23 protein-coding genes, 10 tRNA genes and 1 riboswitch are annotated in these 22,816 nt (G+C 52.4%); all 33 genes read right to left on the bottom strand.

Going from position 1 to position 22,816, the window contains the following annotated elements; translation table 11 throughout:
- Positions 1-3: 3 nt before the first annotated feature.
- Positions 4-909: a 4-hydroxy-tetrahydrodipicolinate synthase gene (gene dapA, locus GJ688_RS16155; protein WP_155477571.1), complete on the bottom strand. Its 906-nt coding sequence runs from the start codon at positions 907-909 to the stop codon at positions 4-6.
- Positions 910-934: 25 nt separating this feature from the next.
- A complete protein-coding gene (gene dapG / locus GJ688_RS16150) occupies positions 935-2,179 on the bottom strand; it encodes an aspartate kinase (RefSeq protein WP_155477570.1) in 1,245 nt (414 codons plus the stop codon).
- 53 nt (positions 2,180-2,232) lie between these two features.
- Positions 2,233-3,243: an aspartate-semialdehyde dehydrogenase gene (locus tag GJ688_RS16145; RefSeq protein WP_170292082.1), complete on the bottom strand. Its 1,011-nt coding sequence runs from the start codon at positions 3,241-3,243 to the stop codon at positions 2,233-2,235.
- A gap of 36 nt (positions 3,244-3,279) precedes the next feature.
- On the bottom strand, positions 3,280-3,873 hold the full coding sequence (locus GJ688_RS16140; protein ID WP_155477569.1) for a dipicolinate synthase subunit B: 594 nt from the start codon (positions 3,871-3,873) through the stop codon (positions 3,280-3,282).
- Between the two features lie 21 nt (positions 3,874-3,894).
- Positions 3,895-4,788: a dipicolinate synthase subunit DpsA gene (gene dpsA, locus GJ688_RS16135; RefSeq protein ID WP_155477568.1), complete on the bottom strand. Its 894-nt coding sequence runs from the start codon at positions 4,786-4,788 to the stop codon at positions 3,895-3,897.
- A gap of 151 nt (positions 4,789-4,939) precedes the next feature.
- Positions 4,940-5,743 carry a 4-hydroxy-tetrahydrodipicolinate reductase gene (dapB, locus tag GJ688_RS16130; RefSeq protein WP_155477567.1) on the bottom strand — a complete coding sequence of 268 codons (804 nt, stop codon included), beginning with the start codon at positions 5,741-5,743 and terminating at the stop codon, positions 4,940-4,942.
- Between the two features lie 98 nt (positions 5,744-5,841).
- Positions 5,842-6,029, bottom strand: a riboswitch (Lysine riboswitch).
- Positions 6,030-6,095: 66 nt separating this feature from the next.
- Positions 6,096-6,368, bottom strand: coding sequence for a YlmC/YmxH family sporulation protein (locus tag GJ688_RS16125; RefSeq protein WP_155477566.1), 273 nt, complete (start codon positions 6,366-6,368; stop codon positions 6,096-6,098).
- A 60-nt stretch (positions 6,369-6,428) separates the two neighbouring features.
- Positions 6,429-7,694 (bottom strand): M16 family metallopeptidase, encoded by a 1,266-nt coding sequence (locus tag GJ688_RS16120; protein ID WP_155477565.1) that lies wholly within the window; start codon positions 7,692-7,694, stop codon positions 6,429-6,431.
- Positions 7,695-7,774: 80 nt separating this feature from the next.
- Positions 7,775-8,593: a D-alanyl-D-alanine carboxypeptidase family protein gene (locus GJ688_RS16115; RefSeq protein ID WP_170292081.1), complete on the bottom strand. Its 819-nt coding sequence runs from the start codon at positions 8,591-8,593 to the stop codon at positions 7,775-7,777.
- A 57-nt stretch (positions 8,594-8,650) separates the two neighbouring features.
- Positions 8,651-9,382: a polysaccharide deacetylase family protein gene (locus GJ688_RS16110; RefSeq protein WP_155477563.1), complete on the bottom strand. Its 732-nt coding sequence runs from the start codon at positions 9,380-9,382 to the stop codon at positions 8,651-8,653.
- 143 nt (positions 9,383-9,525) lie between these two features.
- Positions 9,526-11,697, bottom strand: a complete 2,172-nt coding sequence (locus GJ688_RS16105) for a polyribonucleotide nucleotidyltransferase (protein ID WP_155477562.1) — start codon at positions 11,695-11,697, stop codon at positions 9,526-9,528.
- 104 nt (positions 11,698-11,801) lie between these two features.
- A complete protein-coding gene (gene rpsO / locus GJ688_RS16100; protein ID WP_155477561.1) occupies positions 11,802-12,071 on the bottom strand; it encodes a 30S ribosomal protein S15 in 270 nt (89 codons plus the stop codon).
- A gap of 81 nt (positions 12,072-12,152) precedes the next feature.
- Entirely contained in the window at positions 12,153-12,374 is a 222-nt protein-coding gene (locus GJ688_RS16095) for a hypothetical protein (protein ID WP_170292086.1), read from the bottom strand.
- 21 nt (positions 12,375-12,395) lie between these two features.
- Positions 12,396-12,614 (bottom strand): hypothetical protein, encoded by a 219-nt coding sequence (locus tag GJ688_RS16090; protein WP_155477559.1) that lies wholly within the window; start codon positions 12,612-12,614, stop codon positions 12,396-12,398.
- A 72-nt stretch (positions 12,615-12,686) separates the two neighbouring features.
- Positions 12,687-13,694, bottom strand: coding sequence for a bifunctional riboflavin kinase/FAD synthetase (locus GJ688_RS16085; protein ID WP_328597390.1), 1,008 nt, complete (start codon positions 13,692-13,694; stop codon positions 12,687-12,689).
- Complete coding sequence (gene truB / locus GJ688_RS16080) at positions 13,670-14,593, bottom strand: tRNA pseudouridine(55) synthase TruB (protein ID WP_235911047.1); 924 nt, start codon at positions 14,591-14,593, stop codon at positions 13,670-13,672. The genes GJ688_RS16085 and truB overlap by 25 nt, the downstream gene beginning before the upstream one ends.
- Positions 14,568-15,563 carry a DHH family phosphoesterase gene (locus GJ688_RS16075; protein WP_170292080.1) on the bottom strand — a complete coding sequence of 332 codons (996 nt, stop codon included), beginning with the start codon at positions 15,561-15,563 and terminating at the stop codon, positions 14,568-14,570. Before GJ688_RS16075 ends, truB begins: the two co-directional genes overlap by 26 nt.
- Positions 15,550-15,927, bottom strand: a complete 378-nt coding sequence (gene rbfA / locus GJ688_RS16070; protein WP_155477555.1) for a 30S ribosome-binding factor RbfA — start codon at positions 15,925-15,927, stop codon at positions 15,550-15,552. The genes GJ688_RS16075 and rbfA overlap by 14 nt, the downstream gene beginning before the upstream one ends.
- 56 nt (positions 15,928-15,983) lie before the next feature.
- Positions 15,984-19,106, bottom strand: a complete 3,123-nt coding sequence (gene infB, locus GJ688_RS16065; protein WP_155477554.1) for a translation initiation factor IF-2 — start codon at positions 19,104-19,106, stop codon at positions 15,984-15,986.
- A gap of 4 nt (positions 19,107-19,110) precedes the next feature.
- A complete protein-coding gene (locus GJ688_RS16060) occupies positions 19,111-19,449 on the bottom strand; it encodes a L7Ae/L30e/S12e/Gadd45 family ribosomal protein (RefSeq protein ID WP_155477553.1) in 339 nt (112 codons plus the stop codon).
- Positions 19,449-19,718: an RNase P modulator RnpM gene (gene rnpM, locus GJ688_RS16055; protein ID WP_155477552.1), complete on the bottom strand. Its 270-nt coding sequence runs from the start codon at positions 19,716-19,718 to the stop codon at positions 19,449-19,451. The genes GJ688_RS16060 and rnpM overlap by 1 nt, the downstream gene beginning before the upstream one ends.
- A 24-nt stretch (positions 19,719-19,742) precedes the next feature.
- Positions 19,743-21,038: a transcription termination factor NusA gene (gene nusA, locus GJ688_RS16050; RefSeq protein WP_155477551.1), complete on the bottom strand. Its 1,296-nt coding sequence runs from the start codon at positions 21,036-21,038 to the stop codon at positions 19,743-19,745.
- Positions 21,039-21,065: 27 nt separating this feature from the next.
- Positions 21,066-21,530, bottom strand: a complete 465-nt coding sequence (locus GJ688_RS16045; protein WP_155477550.1) for a ribosome maturation factor RimP — start codon at positions 21,528-21,530, stop codon at positions 21,066-21,068.
- A 360-nt stretch (positions 21,531-21,890) separates the two neighbouring features.
- Positions 21,891-21,966, bottom strand: a tRNA-Thr gene (locus GJ688_RS16040).
- 3 nt (positions 21,967-21,969) lie between these two features.
- Positions 21,970-22,046 (bottom strand) — tRNA-Arg (locus GJ688_RS16035).
- A gap of 4 nt (positions 22,047-22,050) precedes the next feature.
- A tRNA-Gly gene (locus tag GJ688_RS16030) sits at positions 22,051-22,125 on the bottom strand.
- A 1-nt stretch (position 22,126) separates the two neighbouring features.
- Positions 22,127-22,213, bottom strand: a tRNA-Leu gene (locus GJ688_RS16025).
- 18 nt (positions 22,214-22,231) lie between these two features.
- A tRNA-Pro gene (locus GJ688_RS16020) sits at positions 22,232-22,308 on the bottom strand.
- A 5-nt stretch (positions 22,309-22,313) separates the two neighbouring features.
- Positions 22,314-22,404: transfer RNA gene (locus tag GJ688_RS16015), tRNA-Ser, on the bottom strand.
- A gap of 8 nt (positions 22,405-22,412) precedes the next feature.
- Positions 22,413-22,489: transfer RNA gene (locus GJ688_RS16010), tRNA-Asp, on the bottom strand.
- 6 nt (positions 22,490-22,495) lie between these two features.
- Positions 22,496-22,571, bottom strand: a tRNA-Val gene (locus GJ688_RS16005).
- 7 nt (positions 22,572-22,578) lie between these two features.
- Positions 22,579-22,654, bottom strand: a tRNA-Glu gene (locus tag GJ688_RS16000).
- 4 nt (positions 22,655-22,658) lie between these two features.
- A tRNA-Lys gene (locus GJ688_RS15995) sits at positions 22,659-22,734 on the bottom strand.
- Positions 22,735-22,816 lie beyond the last annotated feature (82 nt).

Raw genomic sequence — 22,816 nt, 5'->3', positions numbered from 1 at the left:
TATTTAAGCGACAGTGGACACTTCGTTGCTTTTCAACAGATTATGTTGGCTCAGCATTTTTTGCACAGCCTCTAGTTCTGCTTCATTGGCGGAAACAAGGGGTAAGCGAACTCCGCCAACCGGTTGCCCCAGCATATTCAAGGCCGCTTTGATCGGGATGGGGTTGGACGTGATAAAGATACCTTTGAAGATTGGATAGAGTTCCCTGTGCAGTTGAGCCGCTTTACGGGTATCTCCATCGAGGAAGGCAGTGATCATCCCTTGGATCTCTTTCCCGATAAGATGACCGGCCACACTGACGATGCCGTGGCCGCCTATGGACATCATGGGCAGCGTCAAGGAATCATCACCGGAGTAAATTTTAAAAGCGGGCGGCAAGAGACGGGTCAATTCACTCACTTGATCTAAGCTTCCCGCCGCTTCTTTGATAGCGACTATGTTTTCAAATTCAGCCAACCGGGCCACAGTGCTGGGAAGAATATTGGAACCGGTACGTCCAGGTATGTTATAGAGCATAATCGGCAGCTTGGTGGCCCGGGCCACAGCGGCAAAATGCTGATAATAGCCTTCTTGAGGAGGTTTGTTGTAATAAGGTCCGACGAGCAGCAGACCATGAACACCCGTCGCTTCCGCTTCCCGGCTAAAGGTGATTGTAGCGTCTGTGTTATAGGATCCTGTGCCGGCGATGACGGTGGCCCGGTTTCCTACGGCTTCCACGACGGTGGCGAAGAGCTTTAATTTCTCTTCTTTACTCAAAGTTGGTGATTCTCCAGTGGTTCCGGCGACGACAATGCCATCAGACCCCGTATCCACCAGATAGTTGGCCAGTTCGGCCGCCCGGTCGTAATCCACTTCCAGGCGGTCGTTAAAAGGCGTGACCATCGCCGTGATTAATCTGCCAAAGTCCATCCTTTCTCGCTCCTTTTCAACAGTTTTAAGGGTAACATGTTTGACCTGTTTCTGCTTCCAGGCAAAACTGCCGATGTAATGCGTTCAATGCTTTCGCCAAGTCTCTTGCCCGGATCAAGCACCAGATGGTGGTATAGGAATCGGCAGACTGGAGAATTTGCACGTTCTCTCGGTTTAAAGCCACGACGATTTGAGCCATGACGCCGGGAACACCGGTCATGTTCACGCCTACGACAGCCACTTTTGCGCATTCTTGGTGCACTTCCGGGCAGAGGCCCTGTTCTTCCAGGACGCGGGTCGCTTTCGCCGTGACCTCGTCGGGAACAGTGAAGATGACCACTTTCGGGCTCACATTGATAAAATCGACGCTGATGCCCGCATCAGCCATCGCCAAGAATACTTGTTGACTGATGGCTCGAGGGTCGGGCCACGGCGAGATATCGATCTTGATTTGGGTGATCGGTGCTGTATGAGCGATGCCGGTGATCAGGCGGCCGCTGCAGAAATCCATCGTTCCACCAGCCATATCTTTTGTCCCGCCGATAGACGTCCCTTTCGACGCTTTTTCAGTGCTGCGCACCCGAAGAGCGAGGCGATGTTTCATGGCGATTTCCACAGCTCGGGGATGGATGACTTTGGCTCCCTCCAAGGCTAACTGGCTCACTTCCCGGTAGGTCACCTTGTTCAAAATTTTGGCATCCGTGACCAATCTCGGATCGGCCGTGTAAATCCCTTCCACATCGGTAAAAATATCAACGACGTCCGCCTTTAGAGCCGCTCCGATAGCAACGGCAGAGGTATCACTGCCGCCACGGCCTAACGTGGTGATCTCACCTTTTTCATCCATACCTTGAAAGCCGGCGACGACCACAACAGGCCGTTGCTGCAATTCCATCGATAACCGTTCCGTTTCCACCCGAATAATACGGGCATCACCGAAATGGCTCGATGTGATGATCCCCGCCTGCCAACCGGACAGGCAGGCCCCGTCAATGCCCGCTTGGTGAAGACTTGCTGTCATGACGACGGCGGAGATGATCTCCCCGCAGACTAAGAGCAGGTCTTTCTCCCGTTCCGGCAGTTCAACCGGCGGAATCAGCGACAACAGTGTATCCGTCGCATAGGGCGCTCCTTTACGTCCCATGGCGGAGACGACCACGACGACGCGATATCCTTCGGCTACAGCTTCTTGTATCCGTTGAAGGGCCTGTTGGCGTATTGTTTCATCGGCAACGGAAGTACCCCCGAACTTCTGGACAGCGATTTTCAAGAAGTTTCACTCCCACCGGGGGGCCTGCCGTTAAACGGAACAATACCTCTGATTTAGATACGATTGCGCTGAATTAAAACTTCCGCAATTTGAATGGCATTTGTTGCGGCGCCTTTACGAATTTGGTCGGCGACCACCCAAAGATTCAAGCCTTTTTCAATGGAAAGGTCTTCCCGAATCCGTCCGATAAAGACTTCATCTTTATCGGATGTATACAGAGGCATTGGATATTGCTTGTTTTGAATATCGTCGATAATAATCACACCCGGTGCTTCAGCCAATACCTTTTTGGCTTCGTCAGCGCTGATTTTCTGGTCAAACTCGATGTTGATCGACTCGGAATGGCTCCGGTAGACGGGGACCCGGACCGTCGTAGCCGTGATGGCCATGTCCGGCTCATGCAGGATCTTCCGAGTTTCTTTGATCATCTTCCATTCTTCCTTCGTGTAATCCCCTTCTTGGAAGACGTCAATATGAGGGATCAGGTTAAAGGCGATGGGATGAGCAAAGACGGTCGGATTGACCGCTTCTCCGCGCAGCACCTGTCCGGTCTGTTCGGTCAACTCGGTGATCCCCTCTTTACCCGCACCGGATACCGCTTGGTAAGTCGATACGACGACCCGCTTGATGCGAGCGGCATCGTGGAGCGGTTTGAGCGCTACGGCCATGATGATGGTCGAGCAGTTCGGGTTGGCGATGATGCCCTTGTGCCAGTCTACGTCTTCCGGGTTCACTTCCGGCACGACGAGAGGAACATCGGGATCGAGACGAAAAGCCGAAGAGTTGTCGATGACGACAGCACCTGCTTTGACGGCCGCATCGGCAAACTCGGTGGAAGCCGATCCGCCTGCGAAGAGAGCGATGTCGATACCGTCAAAAGCATTTTCATCAGTTAGACCGATGGTGTACTCTTTTCCTTGATACTCCATCGTTTTGCCGGCAGAGCGCTGGCTAGCCAGCAGGCGAAGTTCTCCAACGGGGAAATTTCGTTCTGCCAAGACTTTGAGCAGTTCATGACCGACTGCACCAGTGGCACCTACGATCGCTACGTTATATTTTTTCACCCTATTTGCCTCCTTGCTGATGCGTCGGCTGCCTCTTTAGGATTGGTCGGCGTTGACGATCACCGGCTGCAATTGCCGGTTTTTCAGTGATTCCAAAATCGTCTCGGGGATCAATTCCATACGGGCGACAATCGAGTTGGCTTTGGTGGCCGGATTGTCTTGGCCAAAAGGCACCAGGAAAATATTCTTGCTGTTCATGAGAACGCCTAGATTTTTAAGGTTATTGCTAAGGCCGTCATTCGTAGAGACGGCCAGGATGACTGGTTTTTGATTGCGAAGCTGTGCTTTCGCCGCCATGAGAACCGATGAATCGGTAATTCCGTTGGCCAGTTTAGCCAAGGTGTTTCCTGTACATGGCGCGATGACGATAACATCAAGCAGGTTTTGGGGACCGATCGGTTCTGACTCAATAATCGAGGTCAACACTTTTCTTGCTGTTACCCGTTCAAATTCTTCGCGCCAGTGGTCGGCTTTGCCGAAGCGGGTATCTGTCCGGGCGACAGATTCCGAAAAAATCGTTGTCACTTCAGCGCCTTCTTCTACGAGTTTCTGCGCGATGGGAATGACTTGGGCGATGGTACAGTAAGAACCGGTCACCGCAAACCCAATCTTCACTCCTTGCAAACGCATCCTGCGCACCTCCCCAGCGGGTTACCCCCTCCTGTCCAGCATATGCTGCACAATCAGATTGGGATAGATTCGGGCTAGAATTTCTCCGGCTGTTTTCGGCGCCACTTTTCCAGGAAGTCCCGGGACGAGTAGGGCTTCGATCCCGAGTCGCCGGGCCGCTTCAAAATCGATACCACCGGGAGCGCTGGCCAGATCGATGATCAAGGCATCCCGGTTCGTTCCTGACAAGGTTTGCTCATCTAACACCATAACCGGCACGGTATTATAGATGATGTCCGCTCGGGCCAAAGCGTCGGAAAGGGCCTCAAAAGAAACCCCTTCTACAGCCATTTCCCAAGCTCTCGCCCGGGCGCTGGAGTTCCTGGCTGCCACGGTGACATTTGAGCCCATCCCTTTGAGCAAGCGGGCCAAGGTGATTCCGACCCGGCCAAAGCCGATGACCAGGCTTTGACTGGAATGAATGGTGATGGGAAGCTTCTCCATGGCGATTTGGACAGCTCCTTCGGCGGAAGGAACGGAGTTGAACACTGCCACTTCATCCATCTCGGCCACTTCTACCAGTCGCAGTTGTTGGCTTTCTGCCATAGTCCGCAGGTTTGGCCGGGCCACTCCCACAAAGAGGGGACTTCCCGTAGGTAACAAAGCCAGATCTTCCTCACTCAAATAAACTGGTTGACTCTGTAAGGGTGCATAAACCCGACCCGTTGGGTCGATCCCGGGCATCGGCAGTATCAGGGCGGATACCCCGAATAATGCTTCTCGCACATCCTTCACATTTCGTACCCGTTCCTGTTCCACACCGGGAAGCCCAAAGAGATTTACCTGGGCTCCCAGCTCAGCCAACCGGCGCACGACGATCTGGTCCCGTCCGTCACCACCCAAAAGTGCCAGCCGGATTCCTTGAAGGGTAGTCATGGTAAATCCAAGACCTCCTCAACAGTGCGGTAAAACTCAATCCCATCATATGATAAGAAATCATCAAAGGTGCGCAGGATGCAATTTTCAAAGATCGGAAACTAGGGACATATTTAATCGGGAATATTTCGACGTTAATCTCTAAATGGTACTAAAAGAGAATTTTTTCGAGTCCGTAGATCAGACCTTTATAAGCACCGATACGATGAATGGCGGCGAGCACACCAGGCATGAAGGATTCTCGGCTGATGGAGTCATGGCGGATAGTCAAGGTTTGCCCAAGGGCACCGAAGATGACTTCCTGGTGAGCCACGAGTCCCGGGAGGCGAACGGAGTGAATCCGCATTCCGTCAAAATCGCCGCCGCGGGAACATTTGATTTTCTCTTCTTCCTCCGGGTGGCCTTGCCGGATCGATTCTCTCTCTTCCCGGATCAGTTCGGCCGTTTTGATGGCGGTCCCTGAGGGGGCATCGAGTTTCTGGTCATGGTGGTATTCAATGATCTCTACATGGGGGAAGAAACGGGCCGCTTCCCGAGCGAAGCGCATCATCAGCAAGGCGCCAACGGCAAAATTGGGAGCGATCAGGCAGCCTGTGTCACTAGCTGCAGCCCGTTCAGCGATCTCTTCCAAGTCTTTCGGCGATAAGCCTGTCGTTCCTACGACCGGAGATACCTTATGTCTCAGAGCGACACGCACATTTTCCAATACGGCCATGGGATTGGTGAAGTCCACATAGACATCAGGCTTTGTTTCTTCTATAGCCGTTTCCAAGTCGCTGTAGATGATCACTCCCTGCGGCGGGAGTCCTGCTGCCACAGCTGCGTCTTCCCCAGCACTGCTGGGATCGACAGCCCCTACCAGTTGCAATCCAGGGTCTCCGAGAACCGCTTTGACGACCTCTCGGCCCATTTTTCCTTTGGCACCACACACTAACACTCTCGGTTTATGATTCATTCCCGTCACCCCTGATTCAGAATACAAAAAAGACGACCGCAGAGTGCAGCGGTCGCCCCCAATGCCAAAAATTGGATGGCAGATATCCACCGTCCCTGTACTCGGATAGCTCTCCATCAAACCTCGACACGGTTTGACGGCAGTTCCGAACATGTTCTGTTCGGACCCAGCCTGAAAATGAAACGGCCACTTTCAGACTTCGGCGGTTGTCCCTTTCCCCTTCAGCTCATCATCCACCGCTGGACTCACCGGGGTACTCTTTACAAACCGCGCCTCTACCTCTCCACTGGGATGAGGTACCTTTGAAATTATCAGTATGATGTTATCACGGGACGTCGACGGGAGTCAATAACTAAAAGGTAAAACGACGGGAATATCTTTGGTATGTATCATCCAGTTCGACGATGACCACTTCCGCTCCGATTTTGACGACGGCATCCCAAGGGATGATCAAGGGTTCTCGATCAGTCCAAAAGCCGACCAGATTTCCTTTTTGCGGCAGTATGATAGCGTCGATCTCACCAGTCGTCTCGTCAATGATCAGATCTGAATCACCGACGGTGCCCAAGCGGGCCCCCGATGTAATGTTGACGATTTCTTTTCCGACTAAATCACTGAGGCGCATCGTTTCCCCTCCAGTCCCATCGATTAGTATATACGCGGCTAGAGGGGAGAATAGAAGCGTCTATAAACCGTATTTTTCCAGAAGAGATGTCAAATCGACAGGCAACGGTTGAGCAGCGACAACTGCCAAGGCACACTGGTCGCCTTTGAAGATGGTCTGTGCGACTTGATAGATATCATCTAAAGTGACCTTGTACACATGGTTGATCACTTCTTCCGGTGGGACGAATCGGCCGTAACATACTTCCGTTTTTCCCAGGCGAGTCATGCGGGAATTGACGCTTTCCAAGCCCAGATAGAGACTTCCTTTGATCTGGTCTTGGGTGCGCTTCAGTTCTTGGGCTGTGATACCTTCTTTTTTGATACGGGCCATCTCGCCGATCAACAGTTCTAAGACTGAATCGGCGAAAGCGGGACTCGTCCCGGCGTACAAGCCGAACATACCCACGTCGGAAAAGGCCGAATGAAAGGAATAGACCGAATAGGCTAAACCGCGGTTTTCGCGAATTTCTTGAAAAAGCCGTGATGAGGCGCCGCCGCCGATGACGTTGTTCAACACGTGAAGAGCATAGATGGCATCATGTTCCTGCGGGAGACCGGGAGTTCCCAGACAGATTTGAACTTGCTCTACATCTTTTTGTTCAAAAACCGTCTTTTGAAAGACCTGTGGTTCTTTCCGGTCGTATTTCCGGCGTGTTGCCGGCATCGATGCAAAATAAGCTTTGATCTTCGAAACGACTTTCTCCGGATCGATATGGCCAGCGACAGCTACGACGACCCGGTCGGCTGAGTACTCTTTCTCCACATGTTCCCGGACTTGATCACGAGATACGGCGGAAATGGTATCGATCGTCCCCAAAATGGAACGGCCTAAAGCATTGGTCGGCCATATGGCTTCCGATAATAGGTCGTGAACCAGTTCATCGGGTGAATCTTCGTACATCTTAATTTCTTCCAATACGACGCGCCGTTCTCTCTCGATATCTTCAGCTTCGTATTTGGAGTTAAAGAACATATCGCTCAACACTTCGAGAGCCAAATCAAAGTGTTCGTCCAACACTTTGGCATGATAGCAAGTGTACTCTTTCGATGTAAAGGCGTTTAATTGTCCACCAACGGCTTCCAGGACTTCGGCCAGATCTTTGGCAGTCCGTTTTTGGGTTCCTTTAAACAGCATGTGCTCGATAAAATGTGAGACCCCAGCCACTGTCGGATCTTCGTCTCTCGAACCGGTTCCCACCCAAATACCTAGAGCGACCGAACGTACATGGGGGATCGATTCGGTGACAATCCGGACTCCGTTCGGTAGTACAGTCTTCTGAACCATTCTATTGCCTCCTGAAACCATCAATGGAATATTTAGTGTAGCAGTCCGGAACGCCTTTTGTCAATAAAAAGACCAGGAAGTCACGACGACTTTCCCGGTAGGGAAAATCCGTACTCAAAAAGGCGCATGCAATCACCGAACCGATCGTTGGAACGAAGCACTACAGCGATCAACTGGCGGTTATTTTTTGTGGCCGATGCGACAAGGCATTGTCCAGCTGCATCGGTCGTGCCTGTTTTTACTCCATCGGCAAAGGGATAAGACCAAAGCAGCGCGTTGGTGTTAGAGATTTTTTTGGGCCATCCATCTCGATTGTTCAGAAAGGCATTTTTTTGTTTCACTGTTGCGGAGAATTGAGGATTTTTCATGGCATGGCGGGCGATAACGGCTAAGTCATAAGCGCTTGTCCAGTGTTTTTTATGGGGAAGTCCATTCGTATTATAGAACTGGCTGGAGCGGCCCCCTAGAACCCGCGATTTGGCGGTCATCCAAAGGGTGAAGAACTCTTCGCTGCCGGCGACATGTTCCGATATGGACACACAGGCGTCGTTGCCCGATCGAACTAAGGCACCTGTCAGCAGATCACCCAGGGCCACCCGTTCCCCTGGGTAAAGGTTAATGGAGGCTTCTCCTGTATTTCCTGCTTTGTCGCTCACAACGACCTCATCTTGTACATCACCGTATTCAAATCCTAAGATGGCTGTAACGATCTTAGTCGTCGATGCTGGCGGTCTCGCTTGATAGGCATTGCGCTCATACAATACAGTTCCGCTTTCTCCGTCAAGCAGTACCGCTGCTACTGCCGAAACATGAGGTGCCGCTGTGGCAGCTGTGAGCGGTTGGCATAGCAATAAACCAAACAAGCATATCGTCAGAGACCATCTCCCGATGTTTGTCACGTGCAACCTCCCCCGGCAAAATGCTGCCGGGGTTATTATTGCACAGTATCATCAAATTTATGGTTGGGTCATCAATTCAGTCATGGTGACCGGCGTCCACCCTTTCTCGTCACAATACTTTAACAGTTCTGGCAAGGCCTGCACTGTGGACGGTGTGGGATGCATCAGTACCAAGGCACCTGGCACCAGCCCTTTTTGCACGCGCGAGAGCCAAGCTTCGGGAGTCGGGTTGCGCCAATCGACCGAATCCACTGTCCAGTAAACCGTGTCGTAGCCTTCCGCTTTAGCTACATTGAGGAGGCGATCATCGTATTCGCCATAGGGCGGGGCGAACCAACGGGGACCTTTTCCGGTCACCTTTTCAAGAACCTGATGGGTTTTACGAATTTCTTCTCGATTTTGCTCGTCAGAAATTTGGGTCGGGTGTGGATGAGAATAGCCATGGTTGGCCACCTCATGTCCCGCTTCATAGATTTTCTTTACCTCTTCAGGATTTTTTTCGGCAAAGCGGCCGGAGATGAAAAAGGTAGCTTTGGCCTTGTGTTTGGCTAGTGCGTCCAAAAGTTTGGGAATATTTTCCTGTCCCCAGTCGACATTGACCATGACCGCCACTTTATTGACTTGAGGTCCCCGCTCGATGATCTTCGGTTTTTCATTTCGTGACATGACCGGCGGGTCCCCACTTCCGATGTTGTGATAGAGGAAGGTCGATGAGGCCGCCAGAAATAGGCCGATCAGGGAAAACAAGAGGACTCGTAGTAACTTTCGGGAAAGTATGATCGTTTTCATCCCATTTCTCCTTTTCGGTTCTGCCGGATTTTCATTTCCCAATCCCTAGAACCTTATGCAAAAAAGGAGGAAACTAGAAAAGCAAACTCGTAACAGAGTTTGCCCCTTCTAGATGGCCTATTCATTTCAACTTGCATCGCTCTTTAAAAACGTCGCTTCATTTCCGGTGGTTTTCCAGGTCCGCCAGCGCTAGGTCCGGCCGGGGCGGCAGGTTTGATCGTTTTAGGAAGCAGTTCTTTCCGGGAGAGATTGACGCGGCCTTGTTTGTCGATCTCGATGACTTTAACGGTGATCTCATCACCGATCTTGACCACATCTTCCACCTTGGCTACCCGCTCTTCAGCCAGTTGGCTGATGTGAACGAGACCTTCTTTGCCAGGCATTACTTCAACAAAAGCACCAAAGTTCATGATCCGAGTGACTTTGCCGGTGTATACTTTGCCGACTTCCACTTCAGCAGTGATGCTTTCGATGATGCGAACGGCTTTCTGGGCTTGATCGGTATTGGTCGCCGCGATGAAAATACGGCCATCGTCTTCAATGTCGATTTTGACGCCCGTTTCGGCGATGATCCTGTTGATCGTTTTGCCGCCGGGGCCGATGACTTCGCGAATTTTATCGGGATCGATCGTCATGGTGATAATTCGCGGCGCATACGGAGACATCTCTTGAGATGGTTTATCGATGACAGCCAGCATTTTGCCGAGGATAAACATGCGGCCTTCTCTTGCCTGCTTCATGGCCTGCTGAAGGATCTCCCGGTTGACCCCTTTGATTTTAATGTCCATCTGTAGGGCCGTGACACCTTTTTCCGTACCGGCCACTTTGAAGTCCATATCTCCCAAATGGTCTTCCATGCCTTGGATGTCGGAAAGGACGGAGAAATGTTCTCCCTCTTTTACCAGACCCATGGCAATACCAGCGACAGGCGCTTTTACAGGGACGCCGGCATGCATCAAGGAGAGGGTCGATCCGCAAACGCTCGCCATGGAACTGGAGCCGTTCGACTCAAGCACTTCCGAAACGAGACGGATCGTATAAGGGAACGCGTCTTCCGACGGGATGACCGGCAAGAGTGCCCGTTCAGCCAGCGCGCCGTGACCGATTTCCCGGCGGCCCGGTCCACGCATGGGCCGTGTCTCGCCTACGCTGTAGGAAGGGAAATTGTAGTGGTGCATGTACCGTTTCGATTCTTCCACGCCAAGGCCGTCAAGGATTTGCAGGTCGCTGATGGTTCCGAGCGTACAGACGTTGAGCACTTGCGTCTGGCCGCGGGTGAAGAGTGCACTGCCATGAGTCCGAGGCAAAATGCCCACTTCTACCGTAATCGGACGGATTTCGTCGACTTTCCGGCCGTCTGGACGCTGTTTGTCGACAGTGATCAACTTACGGACAATTTCTTTGACCATCGTATCAAGAACTTCCAGGATCGCCCCTTGTCCGTCGGGGAATTGAGGCAAAATGGCTTCCACGGTCTCCGCTTTAACCTTATCCATGTCGGCTTGCCGGGAAAGCTTGTCCGGATTTTGGATAGCTTCCAGCATCTTCTCTCCGACAAATCGGCGGACCGCTTGGTCGATCTCCGGGTTGACCTTATGCAAGATCACTTCCCGCTTCGGTTTTCCCGCTGTTTTCATCATCTCTTCTTGGAATTGGACGATGCGCTGGATTTCCTGGTGACCGAACATGATGGCTTCGATCATATCTTCTTCAGGAATTTCGTTAGCGCCAGCCTCTACCATCATCACAGCATCTTTCGTGCCAGCGACAACGAGATGCATATCGCTCTTTTCGGCTTCTTCCATGCGCGGGTTGATGATCAGTTTGCCATCGACTCGTCCTACTACGACACCGCCGATGGGGCCTTCAAAGGGAACGTCCGACAAGCATAGTGCGCAAGAGGCACCGATCATGCCGACGATATCGGGGGGGCAATCTTGATCGACCGACAAGACCGTCGAGACGACTTGAACATCGTTACGAAAGCCTTTCGGAAAGAGCGGCCGGATGGGCCGGTCGATCAGCCGTGACGAGAGAATCGCCTTTTCTGTCGGTCGACCTTCTCGTTTGATAAATCCGCCGGGAATTTTTCCTACTGCATAGAGGCGTTCTTCATAGTCCACCGTAAGCGGGAAAAAGTCGATTCCTGGGCGAGGTTCTTTCGATGCGGTCGCTGTAGAAAGCACTACCGTATCTCCATAACGAGCCATAACGGAACCACCGGCTTGTTTGGCCACGCGCCCTGTCTCCACAGTCAGGGTTCGTCCGGCAATCTCCATTGAGAATACTTGCAAAGAAAAATGACCTCCTCTCATAAACATCAAGATATTCGACGTATAGGTTAGTATTTCCTTCCAAGGTCAAAAAAAATCGTCCATAAGCAAGAAAGAACGGGAATAACCCGTTCTTTCGCTGTTGCTTAGTGTCGCAGACCGAGCTCACCGATGACTTTACGGTAGCGCTCGACATCGCTCTTTTTCAGGTAATTCAAAAGGCCCCGACGCTGACCAACCATCTTGAGCAGACCACGACGAGAGTGATGGTCTTTTTTGTGCTCTTTCAGGTGGTTTGTCAGGTAGTTGATCCGCTCCGTCAGGATGGCGATCTGGACTTCCGGAGAACCGGTGTCCTTTTCGTGCTGCTTGAACTTAGAGATCAACTCTTGCTTACGAATGTTGTCTAATGCCATTCCTGTCACCTCCTCACTGATATTCTCCATAAGCCCAGGATACCGCCGGAGGATTCGGCAACCCGAGCCAATGGAATCAAATTATTTGCCGATGACGGTAATCACCAGCCGTCCGGTGGCGATATCTTTGACGACGAGGTCAAAGATCCGTCCCGAACGAGCCACAAATCCGCGAAAACGAGTGGCCGTGGGGACATAACCGGGGATTTGCAGGGCTGCAGCTTCGATATCGGCCAACCCCAACCGTTCTTGACGCAGGTTATGGAGGCGCTTCCGAGCGTGTTCCGTAACGAAGACACGAATCATCGGTCCACACCTGCCTGCTTAGGAACCCAGAGGGGATTTGTCGCTCCGCTGAGACATCATGGCATACAGCGCATCTTGGAATGCCAGTTTCGCCGGTTCATCTGTTCCAGATAGGCGATAGAGATCTTCGAGCTCCGCTTTTAGCGACAGGAACTCTTCACTCGCACAGATCGCCGCAACTTCCCGGGCCATCGTGCGCAGTTCTTGATGATGCTCATCAATCAACGGCAGTCCCATCGATGCCTCCCATCCCCAGGATCACCAGCGCTTATTTTAGCACAGGGGTTCCTGGAAGTAAAGTTCGTCTATTTAAATCTCTATGATTTGATGAGGAAAAATATGTTCTCGCTGTTCATGAAAGTAGTGCCGCACTGCTTGCACGTCTCGGTGAATCTGTTCCACCAGTTGTTCAGCGCTCTGAAAACGCATTTCCGGTCGTAAGTGGGACAAGAGGGAAAGCGATAAGGGCTGTCCGTAGAGGTCGCCTTCAAAGTCGATCAGATGGGCTTCGATCGTTTCGGCGAGTCCCGATCCAAAGGTCGGTTTGACGCCGATATTCAGTACAGCCATCGACTCGGCTTCCTTTTGCCCTACCCGTGCCCAGGCGGCGTAGACTCCGCGAGCCGGTAGAAACTGTTCTGCAGCTACCTGAAGATTCGCCGTAGGAAAACCAATGCTTCTCCCTCGTTGGTCTCCGGGAACAACAATTCCCTGAAGGATCGGGCGATAGCCGAGGAATTCGGCTGCTCGTTCTATTCGTCCAGCTTCCAAGGATGAACGGATCAAGGTGGAACTGACGGGCTCTCCAGAGACGGTCACAGCATCGATGACTTTGACGCGAAATCCCTTTTGCTGCCCCAGTTCCCAGAGCAACTGGGGCGTCCCTTTTCCGCCTCGTCCAAAGCTGTAGTTAAAACCGACCGTCACCGACTGGGCTCGGAGATCCTCTATAAGGATCTTTTGCGTGAACTCTTCCGGCGAGAGGCTGGCCAATTCCGCATCAAAAGGAAGCATGAGAACGATATCGACACCGAGGCGTCCCATCAGCGCCGCCTTTACATCGGGAGGTGTGATGATCTTCGGAGCCGATTGGGGCCGCGTGACTTGCAAGGGATGAGGGTGAAAAGTGGCCACCACGGCCGTTCCCTGACGGGCACGGGCTTTTTTCACCATCTCCGAGATGAGTTTCTGATGTCCTAGATGGACGCCGTCAAAATTTCCGAGAGCCACATGGACTGCCTTGTACCCTTTGTCCAAGGGCCCGTCATATATGATGGTTCTCATGGTCATACCTACTTCAATATGCTTTCGCTCCACTGTAATACCTTCCGAGGTTGACAGAGCCAGCGGTCATCCTGCCAAATGGCCTGACCGACAGCGAGCAGTTGCCCCCGGTAATTCATGCGTATCCATTGTCCTTCCATCCAATTCTTATCGGGAAGGAACTGGGCCAATCCCTGTTTTAGCGCCGGAAGCCGCCGCTCGTTGATCTCCATATTGGGTAGGTGTTGCAGCACTTCACCTGGACTGACTAGCTTTTCTGGGGCCAGCCCCTGTTCCAGTTCTTTGAGAGTACAGGAATTTTGCAGGCGAAAAGGACCGCTTCGCCTGCGGATAAGCCATCCCATGATTGCGCCGCAACCTAGACGCTGGCCGATATCATGGCAGAGGGTTCGAATATAAGTGCCGCCGGAGCAATCAACATCCAAAATGAGCTCTCCCGGAGCATGTTCATGATATTGAACGATATCTATCCGGTCGATATTGATCTTCCGGGACGGTCGTTCCACTTCTATCCCCTGCCGGGCATATTCATAAAGGCGTTTTCCGCCGACCGATACGGCGGAGACCATAGGAGGTATCTGTTCCATCAGTCCCTGAAATTCCTTCAACAGCTCTTCCCAGGCTTGGCGGGTCAACTGAGGGATGGGATGTTCTTCAACGATTCGACCAGATACATCCTGACTGTCGGTGATCCGTCCCAGCAATAACTGGGCTCGATAGGATTTGTCTCCCCGGACGAGTTCGATCAACCGAGTCGCTTGACCTAAAGCGATGGGAAGTACACCCGCCGCGTCCGGATCGAGGGTGCCCATGTGGCCGATGCGTTTTTCTCGCAAGATTCGCCGGGCTTTAGCGACGACATCATGAGACGTCATGCCCGGAGGTTTGAGGATGTTTAAAAATCCTTCAAGTGGGGATTTCAAGGGGTTCAAGGGAACTTCTCACCGCCCCTAAGACTTGCTGCTTGACCTCTGCCAGAGTTCCCGACAAGGTACATCCGGAGGCTTTGCGATGGCCTCCGCCTCCAAACTGCCGGGCGATGGCGTAGACATCGATGTTTCCTTTAGAGCGAAAACCGACTCGGAATATCTCTTCGCCAGCTTCTTTAAATAACAAGGCTACCTGAACACCTGCTAAAAAACGGGGGTAATTGATCAATCCGTCACAGTCGCCTTCCGATGCCCCGGCTTGCACCATTGCTTCACGCGTCACCGTCAACGATGCGACTCGACCATCGTCAGACACTTCCAGGGTCGGGAGGATTTGCGCAAGCAAGTTCACAAAAGCGCGGGGACGGCTCTCAAAGACTTTTTCCCGGATTTCATCGGTCCGTGCGCCCATCTCCCGCAGATCGGCAGCCAATCGGAGGGTCTGCGGGGTTGTATTGGCATATTGAAAGGAACCGGTGTCTGTCATCAAGGATGTGTAGATGGCCGTAGCCATATCGTCGGTAATGTGCCAAGAGGCCGTCGTACAAAGCCGGTAGATCATCTCCCCGCAGGCGGCCGCTTGCGAATCGACCCAGTTGATGTGGCCGAATTGGCTGTTACCGACGTGATGATCGATGTTAATGACCGGGGCTTGCCCCTGGAGAAAACGACTTCCGTCGCCGATTCGGCCTTCATCAGCGCAATCGATGACGATAACCAGTTCCGGAGTGAACTCAGGTATCGTGCTGGCCTGAAAGACTTGATCCATGGCTGGAAGAAATCGATAGGAATCAGGGACAGGATCATCACAATAGGCGATCGCTTGCAATCCTTGCCCTCTTAAGCGGGTAAGCATGGCGCTGACTGAACCGAGACAGTCTCCATCAGGTACTTTATGCACAATCAGCAGAACCTTCGACGCCTGTGAAAGCATCTGAAGGATCTGCTGCTGTTGAAGATCAACGGGATTCATGAGGTCCATCCTCACGTTTTTCTTTGGACTCGACCTGGTTGAGTAACTGGGCGATACGAGTCCCTCGTTCGATGGAGGGATCAAAGGTGAAAACGATCTCCGGGATGTAGCGAATCCGCAAAGTTTTCGAGAGCTCACTCCGTAAAAAGCCTGTGGCCTGCTTTAAGGCGGCTAAGGCATTCTGTCGGGCCTCTTCATCACCTAAGAAGCTCACAAAGACTTTCGCATGACGACTGTCCTTGGAAACTTCCACCGCCGTGATGCTGGTGAATCCGATGCGGGGATCTTTCATCTCATCCCGAAGCAACCGTGCCAGTTCACGCTTGATATCCTCGGCCATGCGGGCTACACGATAACCGGCCATTGTGTCAACTCCTTGAATTAGAAGGTAAACCGGGGGGCCTTAAGCCCCCCGGTTTACTACTCAATGTGTCGTTGGACTTCCTCGATAACAAAAGCTTCGATGATGTCTTGTTCTCGAAGGTCGTTGAATTTTTCAATACCGATACCGCATTCGTAGCCTTCCGCTACTTCGCGAGCATCATCCTTGAATCGTTTCAAGGAATCCATCTTGCCTTCGTGGATGACCACGCCGTCACGGATGATACGGACTTCGGCATTGCGGGTAATCTTGCCTTCCAGAACGTAGGAACCGGCAATAGTTCCGGCTTTCGGTACCTTGAAGGTAGCCCGGACTTCGGCACGACCTAAGACGACTTCCTTCTTCTCTGGTTCGAGCAGACCGGACATAGCTGCTTTGATGTCCTCAGTCGCATCGTAAATGACCCGATAGAGCCGGATGTCGACCTGCTGGTTCTCTGCCGCTTTGCGGGTATTCGCATCAGGACGTACGTTAAAGCCGAGGATGATAGCGTTAGACGCCGCCGCCAGCATGACATCGGTCTCGGTGATAGCACCGACGCCGCCATGCACAACGTTGACGCGGACTTCAGAGGTAGACAACCGCTCCAGAGCACCCCGCAACGCTTCTACGGAACCTTGCACATCGGCTTTGACGATAACATGGAGATCTTTGACTTGCCCTTCCTGGATCTGTTTAAAGAGATCATCCAGGGAGACTTTCGAGGTGCGTCTCTGTTCTTCTTCTTTGCGCTTGTTGACCCGTTCGGAGATGACTTGCTTCGCCAGTTTTTCGTCGGTGACGACGGCAAAGGTGTCACCTGCTTGGGGGACATCGGATAGACCTAAGACTTCAACTGGAGTCGAAGGATCAGCTTTTTTCACACGGCGGCCTTTATCATCGATCATAGCGCGGACTTTACCTACGGAGTAGCCTGCCACGATGACGTCACCGATATTTAAGGTACCTTTTTGGACGAGAACGGTGGCCACAGGACCGCGGCCTTTATCCAGTTCCGCTTCGATAACGGTACCACGGGCCTCTCTGTCCGGATTGGCCTTCAAATCCTGCACCTCAGCGACGAGCAGGACCATCTCGAGCAGTTGATCAATATTTTGGCGAGCTTTGGCCGATACGGGAACAGCGATGGTATCGCCGCCCCATTCTTCCACAACAAGACCATGCTCAGTCAGCTCTTGCTTGACCCGATCCGGAGTGGCATCCGGTTTGTCGATCTTGTTGATGGCTACGACGATGGGAACACCAGCCGCTTTAGCGTGGTTGATCGCCTCAACGGTCTGGGGCATGACACCATCATCAGCAGCAACGACAAGGATTGCGATATCGGTAACCTGGGCGCCGCGAGCCCGCATGGCCGTAAAAGCTTCGTGACCGGGCGTATCGAGGAAGGTGATCTTTTTCCCTTCGATTTCGACTTGATAGGCACCGATATGCTGAGTGATGCCGCCGGCTTCTGAAGCCGTTACATTCGCCTCCCGGATAGCGTCGAGCAACGATGTTTTTCCATGGTCGACGTGTCCCATGACGGTGACGACGGGCGGGCGATGGATTAATTCTTCTTCCGTTTCTTCCGGTTCTTCAGCCAGAATCCCCTCAGCAGTGATGTTTTTCTTGACGTCGACAGTGATGCCCCAATCGGCAGCCAGGATCGATGCAGTATCCGCATCGATTTCTTGGTTGATGGTGGCCATGACGCCTAACTGCATGAGCTTTTTGATAATATCGGTCACTGTTTTGCCCATGGCTTGGGAAAGCTCAAGAACTGTGACCGCCTCATCGATCAGGATATGCTTCGGACCTTCATGTTCCGTATAGCGATGGCCCTTCTTGCCCTTCCCTTGCCGTGGGTGAACCAGTTTGGCGCCTGGACGATCCTCATAGCGATGATCATGTTCTTTGGGCTGAAGCTTGTTATTGGCATGCCGTTGGCGGCCGTCTTTTTTCGGTACTTCTGTCGTTTCGGGTGGTTTAGGAATGGCCGATTTGGGGATGGGACGACCACCGCCAGGGCGACCTGGACCGCCAGGGCCTCCCGGACCACCGGGGCGTCCTGGACCACCGGGGCGTCCTGGACCGCCGGGACCTCCCGGACGTCCACCACCGGGACGGGGTCCACCAAAGCCAGCACCTTCCGGACGGGGCGGACGGGGACCTCCAAAGCCAGATCCTTCGGGACGAGGCGGACGGGGACCTCCAAAGCCAGATCCTTCGGGACGGGGCGGACGGGGACCTCCGAAACCAGCTCCTTCAGGACGGGGCGGACGGGGACCTCCGAAACCAGTTCCTTCGGGGCGGGGCGGACGAGGACCGCCAAAACCGTCTTGACGAGGCGGACGGGGGCCTCCCATACCGGCTCCTTCGGGACGGGGCGGACGGGGACCACCAAAGCCATCTTGACGAGGCGGACGGGGACCTCCGAAACCCTCTTGGCGGGGCGGACGGGGACCTCCCATTCCAGTTCCTTCCGGACGGGGCGGACGGGGGCCGCCTTCCATACGTTGCCCTTCCGGACGTGGCGGACGTTGACCGCCTTCCATACGTTGGCCTTCTGGACGAGGCGGACGTTGACCGCCTTCAGGACGTTGACCTTCCGGACGGGGCGGACGTGGGCCGCCTTCCATACGTTGGCCTTCCGGGCGCGGCGGACGTGGGCCGCCTTCCATACGTTGCCCTTCCGGACGGGGCGGACGTTGACCGCCTTCTCTGCGTTGACCCTCTGGACGTGGCGGACGTTGACCGCCTTCCATACGTTGGCCTTCCGGGCGCGGCGGGCGCTGACCGCCTTCGGTGCGCTGACCTTCCGGACGGGGCGAACGTTGGCCGCCTTCAGCACGCTGGCCTTCAGGGCGAGGCGGACGTTGACCACCTTCGTTTTGCTGGCCTTCCGGACGAGTTGGTCGCTGATCGCCTTCGTTTTGTTGACCTTCCGGGCGCGGCGGGCGCTGCCCACCTTCGTTCCGCTGACCTTCTGGACGAGGCGGACGTTGATTGTTATCAGATTTATGTGCTTTCAAAGAGGGGAGTATCTTCTCTACGTCGACATCTTCAATGGTGCTCATATGGTTTTTTGCATCGATCCCTAATTCATTTAATTTATTTAGCACTATTTTGCTTTCTACACCCATGTCCCGGGCCAATTCAAAAACTCGTTTTTTTACCATTCTGTCACCTCCGCGATATTTGGCTGGATTCGGTTGACGTTTCACTTATTGCTTTACGAATAGCCCGGGCAAATCCGTCGTCAAGAACTGCGACCAGTGAACGAGGAGACTGGCCGAGTGCACTCCCGATAGATTCTTTTTGGCCAAAGGTCACTACCGGCACTTTTAGGTCGGCACACCAATGACTGAACTTGTCTGTTACGCCGCTTGAAGCATCCTCAGCGACGAGAAGCAGAGCTACTTTTTGTTTTTTCAAGTTCGCTTCTACTGCGCTGTCTCCAGATGCAATCTTACCGGCACGACGAGCCAAGCCAAGCAATCCGTAGATTTTATTGGTAACCATCAAACCTCTCCCAGTTGGGTTTTCAATGTATCCAAGAGTTCTGGGTCAATGGAATGGCGCAAGGCTTTTTCAAGACGCTTACCCTTGATCGATTTCGTCAGGCATTCTGTGTTGGCACAGACGTAGGCCCCGCGACCCGATTTTTTACCGGTCGGATCTAATTTGATCTCACCTTCCGGTGTTCTTACGACACGAATAAGTGCTTTTTTATCTCTCATCTCCCCACAGCCAACACACATTCGTTGCGGAATCTTTTTCACGCGTGTCATCGTTGGTCCCTCCGAAATCAGCCTTTAAGGTCGGGACTTATTCATATCGGCATCTGCCGGTTTCGGGGAGTCAGAGCTTTCGTCGGTGCCGGAGTCGCTATCATCATAGTCGTCGTAAGCGTCTTCTGCATCGGTTTCGTCGTAGTATTCATCATCAGCATAAGCTTCAGCATCATTTTCATCGACGAATTCGTCATCATAGGCTTCATCATAACTATCTTCGTAATCATAGTCCTGCTCATACTCTTCATCATATTCTTCATAAGAGTCAGCAGCGATTTGAGCAGTTTTAGCTTGGCTTTCGCTCTTGATATCAATTTTCCAGCCGGTAAGTTTAGCGGCTAAGCGGGCATTTTGTCCCTCTTTGCCGATGGCTAGTGAGAGTTGATAGTCTGGAACGACGACACGGGCTACTTTATCATCTTCATAGATATCGACGGTGACCACTTTCGCCGGACTTAAGGCATTGGCCACAAATTTTGCTGGGTCGGGATTCCATTTGACGATATCGATCTTTTCACCCTTCAATTCGTTGACAACCGCTTGCACCCGCATTCCTTTGGGACCAACGCAAGCGCCGACGGGATCGACATTTTCGTCTTTCGAATAGACGGCGATTTTGGAACGAGCGCCGGCTTCCCGCGATGCAGCTTTAAGTTCTACCGTACCGTCGTGAATTTCAGGGACTTCCAATTCAAAGAGTCGCTTTAATAGACCGGGGTGGGTACGAGAAATGAGTACCTGTGGCCCTTTGGTTGTCTTTTTCACTTCAACGATGTAGGCTTTGATCCTATCGCTGTAACGATAAGTTTCACCGTTCATCTGTTCGGAAGGAGCCAGCAGAGCTTCAACTTTGCCCAGGTCTACGTATACGTTCTTATTTTCCATCCGTTGAACAATACCGGTGACGATATCGCCCTCCCGGTTGGAGAATTCCTCATAAATCATGCCTCGTTCCGCTTCCCGGATCCGCTGAACGACAACTTGTTTGGCCGTTTGAGCAGCGATACGTCCGAACTCACGAGGAGTGACTTCCGATTCTAGCACATCGTCAACTTGATAATTGGGATTGATTTTTTGGGCTTCTGTCAGAGACACTTCAATTCTGGGATCGGCAACTTGCTCGACAATGGCTTTACGAGAATATACTTTGAATTCTCCCGTTGCCCGGTCAATGTGAACCCGGACATTTTGCAGAGAACCAAAATTTTTCTTGTATGCCGAAATCAATGCTGCTTCAATCGCTTCCAAAAGAATCTCTTTGGAGATCCCTTTTTCCCTCTCCAGATCCTGAAGTGCCCCCAAAAACTCGACATTCATTGGAACGGCCTCCTAATTCAGTTGTCTCTAAAAAGAAAAGTGCAACCGGACTGACGAAACTTGATCTAGGGGGATCGTTTTTTCTTCGTTATCTCCGGCTATCGTGATACCTTCGCTCGTTTTCTGTATCAGTTCTCCGATATGTTCCTTACTTCCGGCGACTGGAGCGAAAGTGGTTATGCGAATTTTCTCCCCGCGGAATCGCTCAAAATCCCTTTCGGTCTTAAGAGGCCTATCGATACCTGGTGAGGATACTTCCAAGGAATAGGCATGGGTTATGGGATCTTCTCGATCGAGGATGTCATCGAGACGACGGCTAACTTCCTGGCAATCTTCCATCTCGACGCCGCCCTCTTTGTCAATGTAAACCCGTAAGAACCAATGCCCCCCCTCCTTAATCCATTCTACATCGACCAACTCAAGCTTTAGCTCTTCTACAATCGGTTGCGTCCAGGCAGTTACCCGATCTTCAATGCGTTGTTTGCCGGACATGAATTAGCCTCCTTATATACTCATCTATCTGCACTGTCAAAAGGTCGTGCTATTTATTTTTTCCTGAATAATCAGGAGAAATACTTAAACAAGCATTGCTATCAGTTTAACAAACGGAAAGAGTGGGTTGGTACCCACTCCTTCGAATAAACGTAAAATGCACATACCTAGGGATAAACAAGACAGTGAAATCAAAGGCAAACATTGTAATCCCTGCTGAAACACACTAGGGTTAGTATAGCACGCCACTTTTTCCAACGCAAGACTATTCAACGGTATTTATCCACATTGGTAAAGAAAAACAGCAAAAGAACCTGTCTAACAAGTATTGTCCGACAGGTTCTAAAAATTTTCTTATAATGGAGCCACTGACCGGGATTGAACCGGTGACCTTATCCTTACCAAGGATACGCTCTACCGACTGAGCTACAGCGGCAAATGGCGCGCCCGGAGAGATTCGAACTCCCGACCTGCTGATTCGTAGTCAGTTACTCTATCCAGCTGAGCTACGGGCGCATGATGGAGCGGAAAACGAGATTCGAACTCGCGACCCTCGCCTTGGCAAGGCGATGCTCTACCGCTGAGCTATTTCCGCATGGTGCGGTCGAGAGGACTTGAACCTCCACAGCCTTGCGACCACTAGAACCTGAATCTAGCGCGTCTGCCAATTCCGCCACGACCGCATATGAAGATGAGAAAACTGGTCGGAGCGACACGACTTGAACGTGCGGCCTCTACCACCCCAAGGTAGCGCTCTACCAAACTGAGCTACGCCCCGACAAATGGCGGAGTGGGCGAGATTTGAACTCGCGCTGGCCTTACGACCACTAACGGTTTAGCAAACCGTCCTCTTCAGCCACTTGAGTACCACTCCAGGGGTTATGGCGGAGCAGACGGGATTCGAACCCGCGATCTCCAGCGTGACAGGCTGGCATGTTAGGCCTCTACACCACTGCTCCGTATTTTGGTGGGCGATGACGGGATCGAACCGCCGACATCTTGCTTGTAAGGCAAGCGCTCTCCCAGCTGAGCTAATCGCCCGAATAGATGGTGACCCGTAGGGGATTCGAACCCCTGTAACCGCCGTGAAAGGGCGGTGTCTTAGACCGCTTGACCAACGGGCCATGATGGTGATCCATGCTGGACTCGAACCAGCGACACCCTGATTAAAAGTCAGGTGCTCTACCAACTGAGCTAATGGATCGTTATATGGTGGAGGGAGAAGGATTCGAACCTTCGAAGGCAGAGCCGGCAGATTTACAGTCTGCTCCCTTTGGCCACTCGGG

This window comes from Heliobacterium mobile, from assembly GCF_009720735.1.
Lineage (GTDB): Bacteria > Bacillota > Desulfitobacteriia > Heliobacteriales > Heliobacteriaceae > Heliobacterium > Heliobacterium mobile.
Note: the sequence above shows the minus strand (reverse complement) of the source record. Positions and strands in the feature narration are given on the sequence as shown.

Coding starts and splice junctions, on each gene's coding strand:
- infB (WP_155477554.1), bottom strand. CDS start 19,106: ATGGTAAAAAAACGAGTTTTTGAATTGGCCCGGGACATGGGTGTAGAA.
- GJ688_RS16110 (WP_155477563.1), bottom strand. CDS start 9,382: ATGAAAACGATCATACTTTCCCGAAAGTTACTACGAGTCCTCTTGTTT.
- GJ688_RS16120 (WP_155477565.1), bottom strand. CDS start 7,694: ATGGTTCAGAAGACTGTACTACCGAACGGAGTCCGGATTGTCACCGAA.
- GJ688_RS16140 (WP_155477569.1), bottom strand. CDS start 3,873: ATGCGTTTGCAAGGAGTGAAGATTGGGTTTGCGGTGACCGGTTCTTAC.
- GJ688_RS16125 (WP_155477566.1), bottom strand. CDS start 6,368: ATGCGCCTCAGTGATTTAGTCGGAAAAGAAATCGTCAACATTACATCG.
- GJ688_RS16045 (WP_155477550.1), bottom strand. CDS start 21,530: ATGTCCGGCAAACAACGCATTGAAGATCGGGTAACTGCCTGGACGCAA.
- GJ688_RS16105 (WP_155477562.1), bottom strand. CDS start 11,697: ATGAGAGGAGGTCATTTTTCTTTGCAAGTATTCTCAATGGAGATTGCC.
- dpsA (WP_155477568.1), bottom strand. CDS start 4,788: ATGACTACCCTTCAAGGAATCCGGCTGGCACTTTTGGGTGGTGACGGA.
- dapB (WP_155477567.1), bottom strand. CDS start 5,743: ATGAATCATAAACCGAGAGTGTTAGTGTGTGGTGCCAAAGGAAAAATG.
- rbfA (WP_155477555.1), bottom strand. CDS start 15,927: ATGGCCGGTTATCGTGTAGCCCGCATGGCCGAGGATATCAAGCGTGAA.
- dapA (WP_155477571.1), bottom strand. CDS start 909: ATGGACTTTGGCAGATTAATCACGGCGATGGTCACGCCTTTTAACGAC.
- rnpM (WP_155477552.1), bottom strand. CDS start 19,718: ATGACACGCGTGAAAAAGATTCCGCAACGAATGTGTGTTGGCTGTGGG.
- GJ688_RS16075 (WP_170292080.1), bottom strand. CDS start 15,563: ATGAATCCCGTTGATCTTCAACAGCAGCAGATCCTTCAGATGCTTTCA.
- GJ688_RS16090 (WP_155477559.1), bottom strand. CDS start 12,614: ATGGGACTGCCGTTGATTGATGAGCATCATCAAGAACTGCGCACGATG.
- GJ688_RS16060 (WP_155477553.1), bottom strand. CDS start 19,449: ATGGTTACCAATAAAATCTACGGATTGCTTGGCTTGGCTCGTCGTGCC.
- nusA (WP_155477551.1), bottom strand. CDS start 21,038: ATGAATGTCGAGTTTTTGGGGGCACTTCAGGATCTGGAGAGGGAAAAA.
- rpsO (WP_155477561.1), bottom strand. CDS start 12,071: ATGGCATTAGACAACATTCGTAAGCAAGAGTTGATCTCTAAGTTCAAG.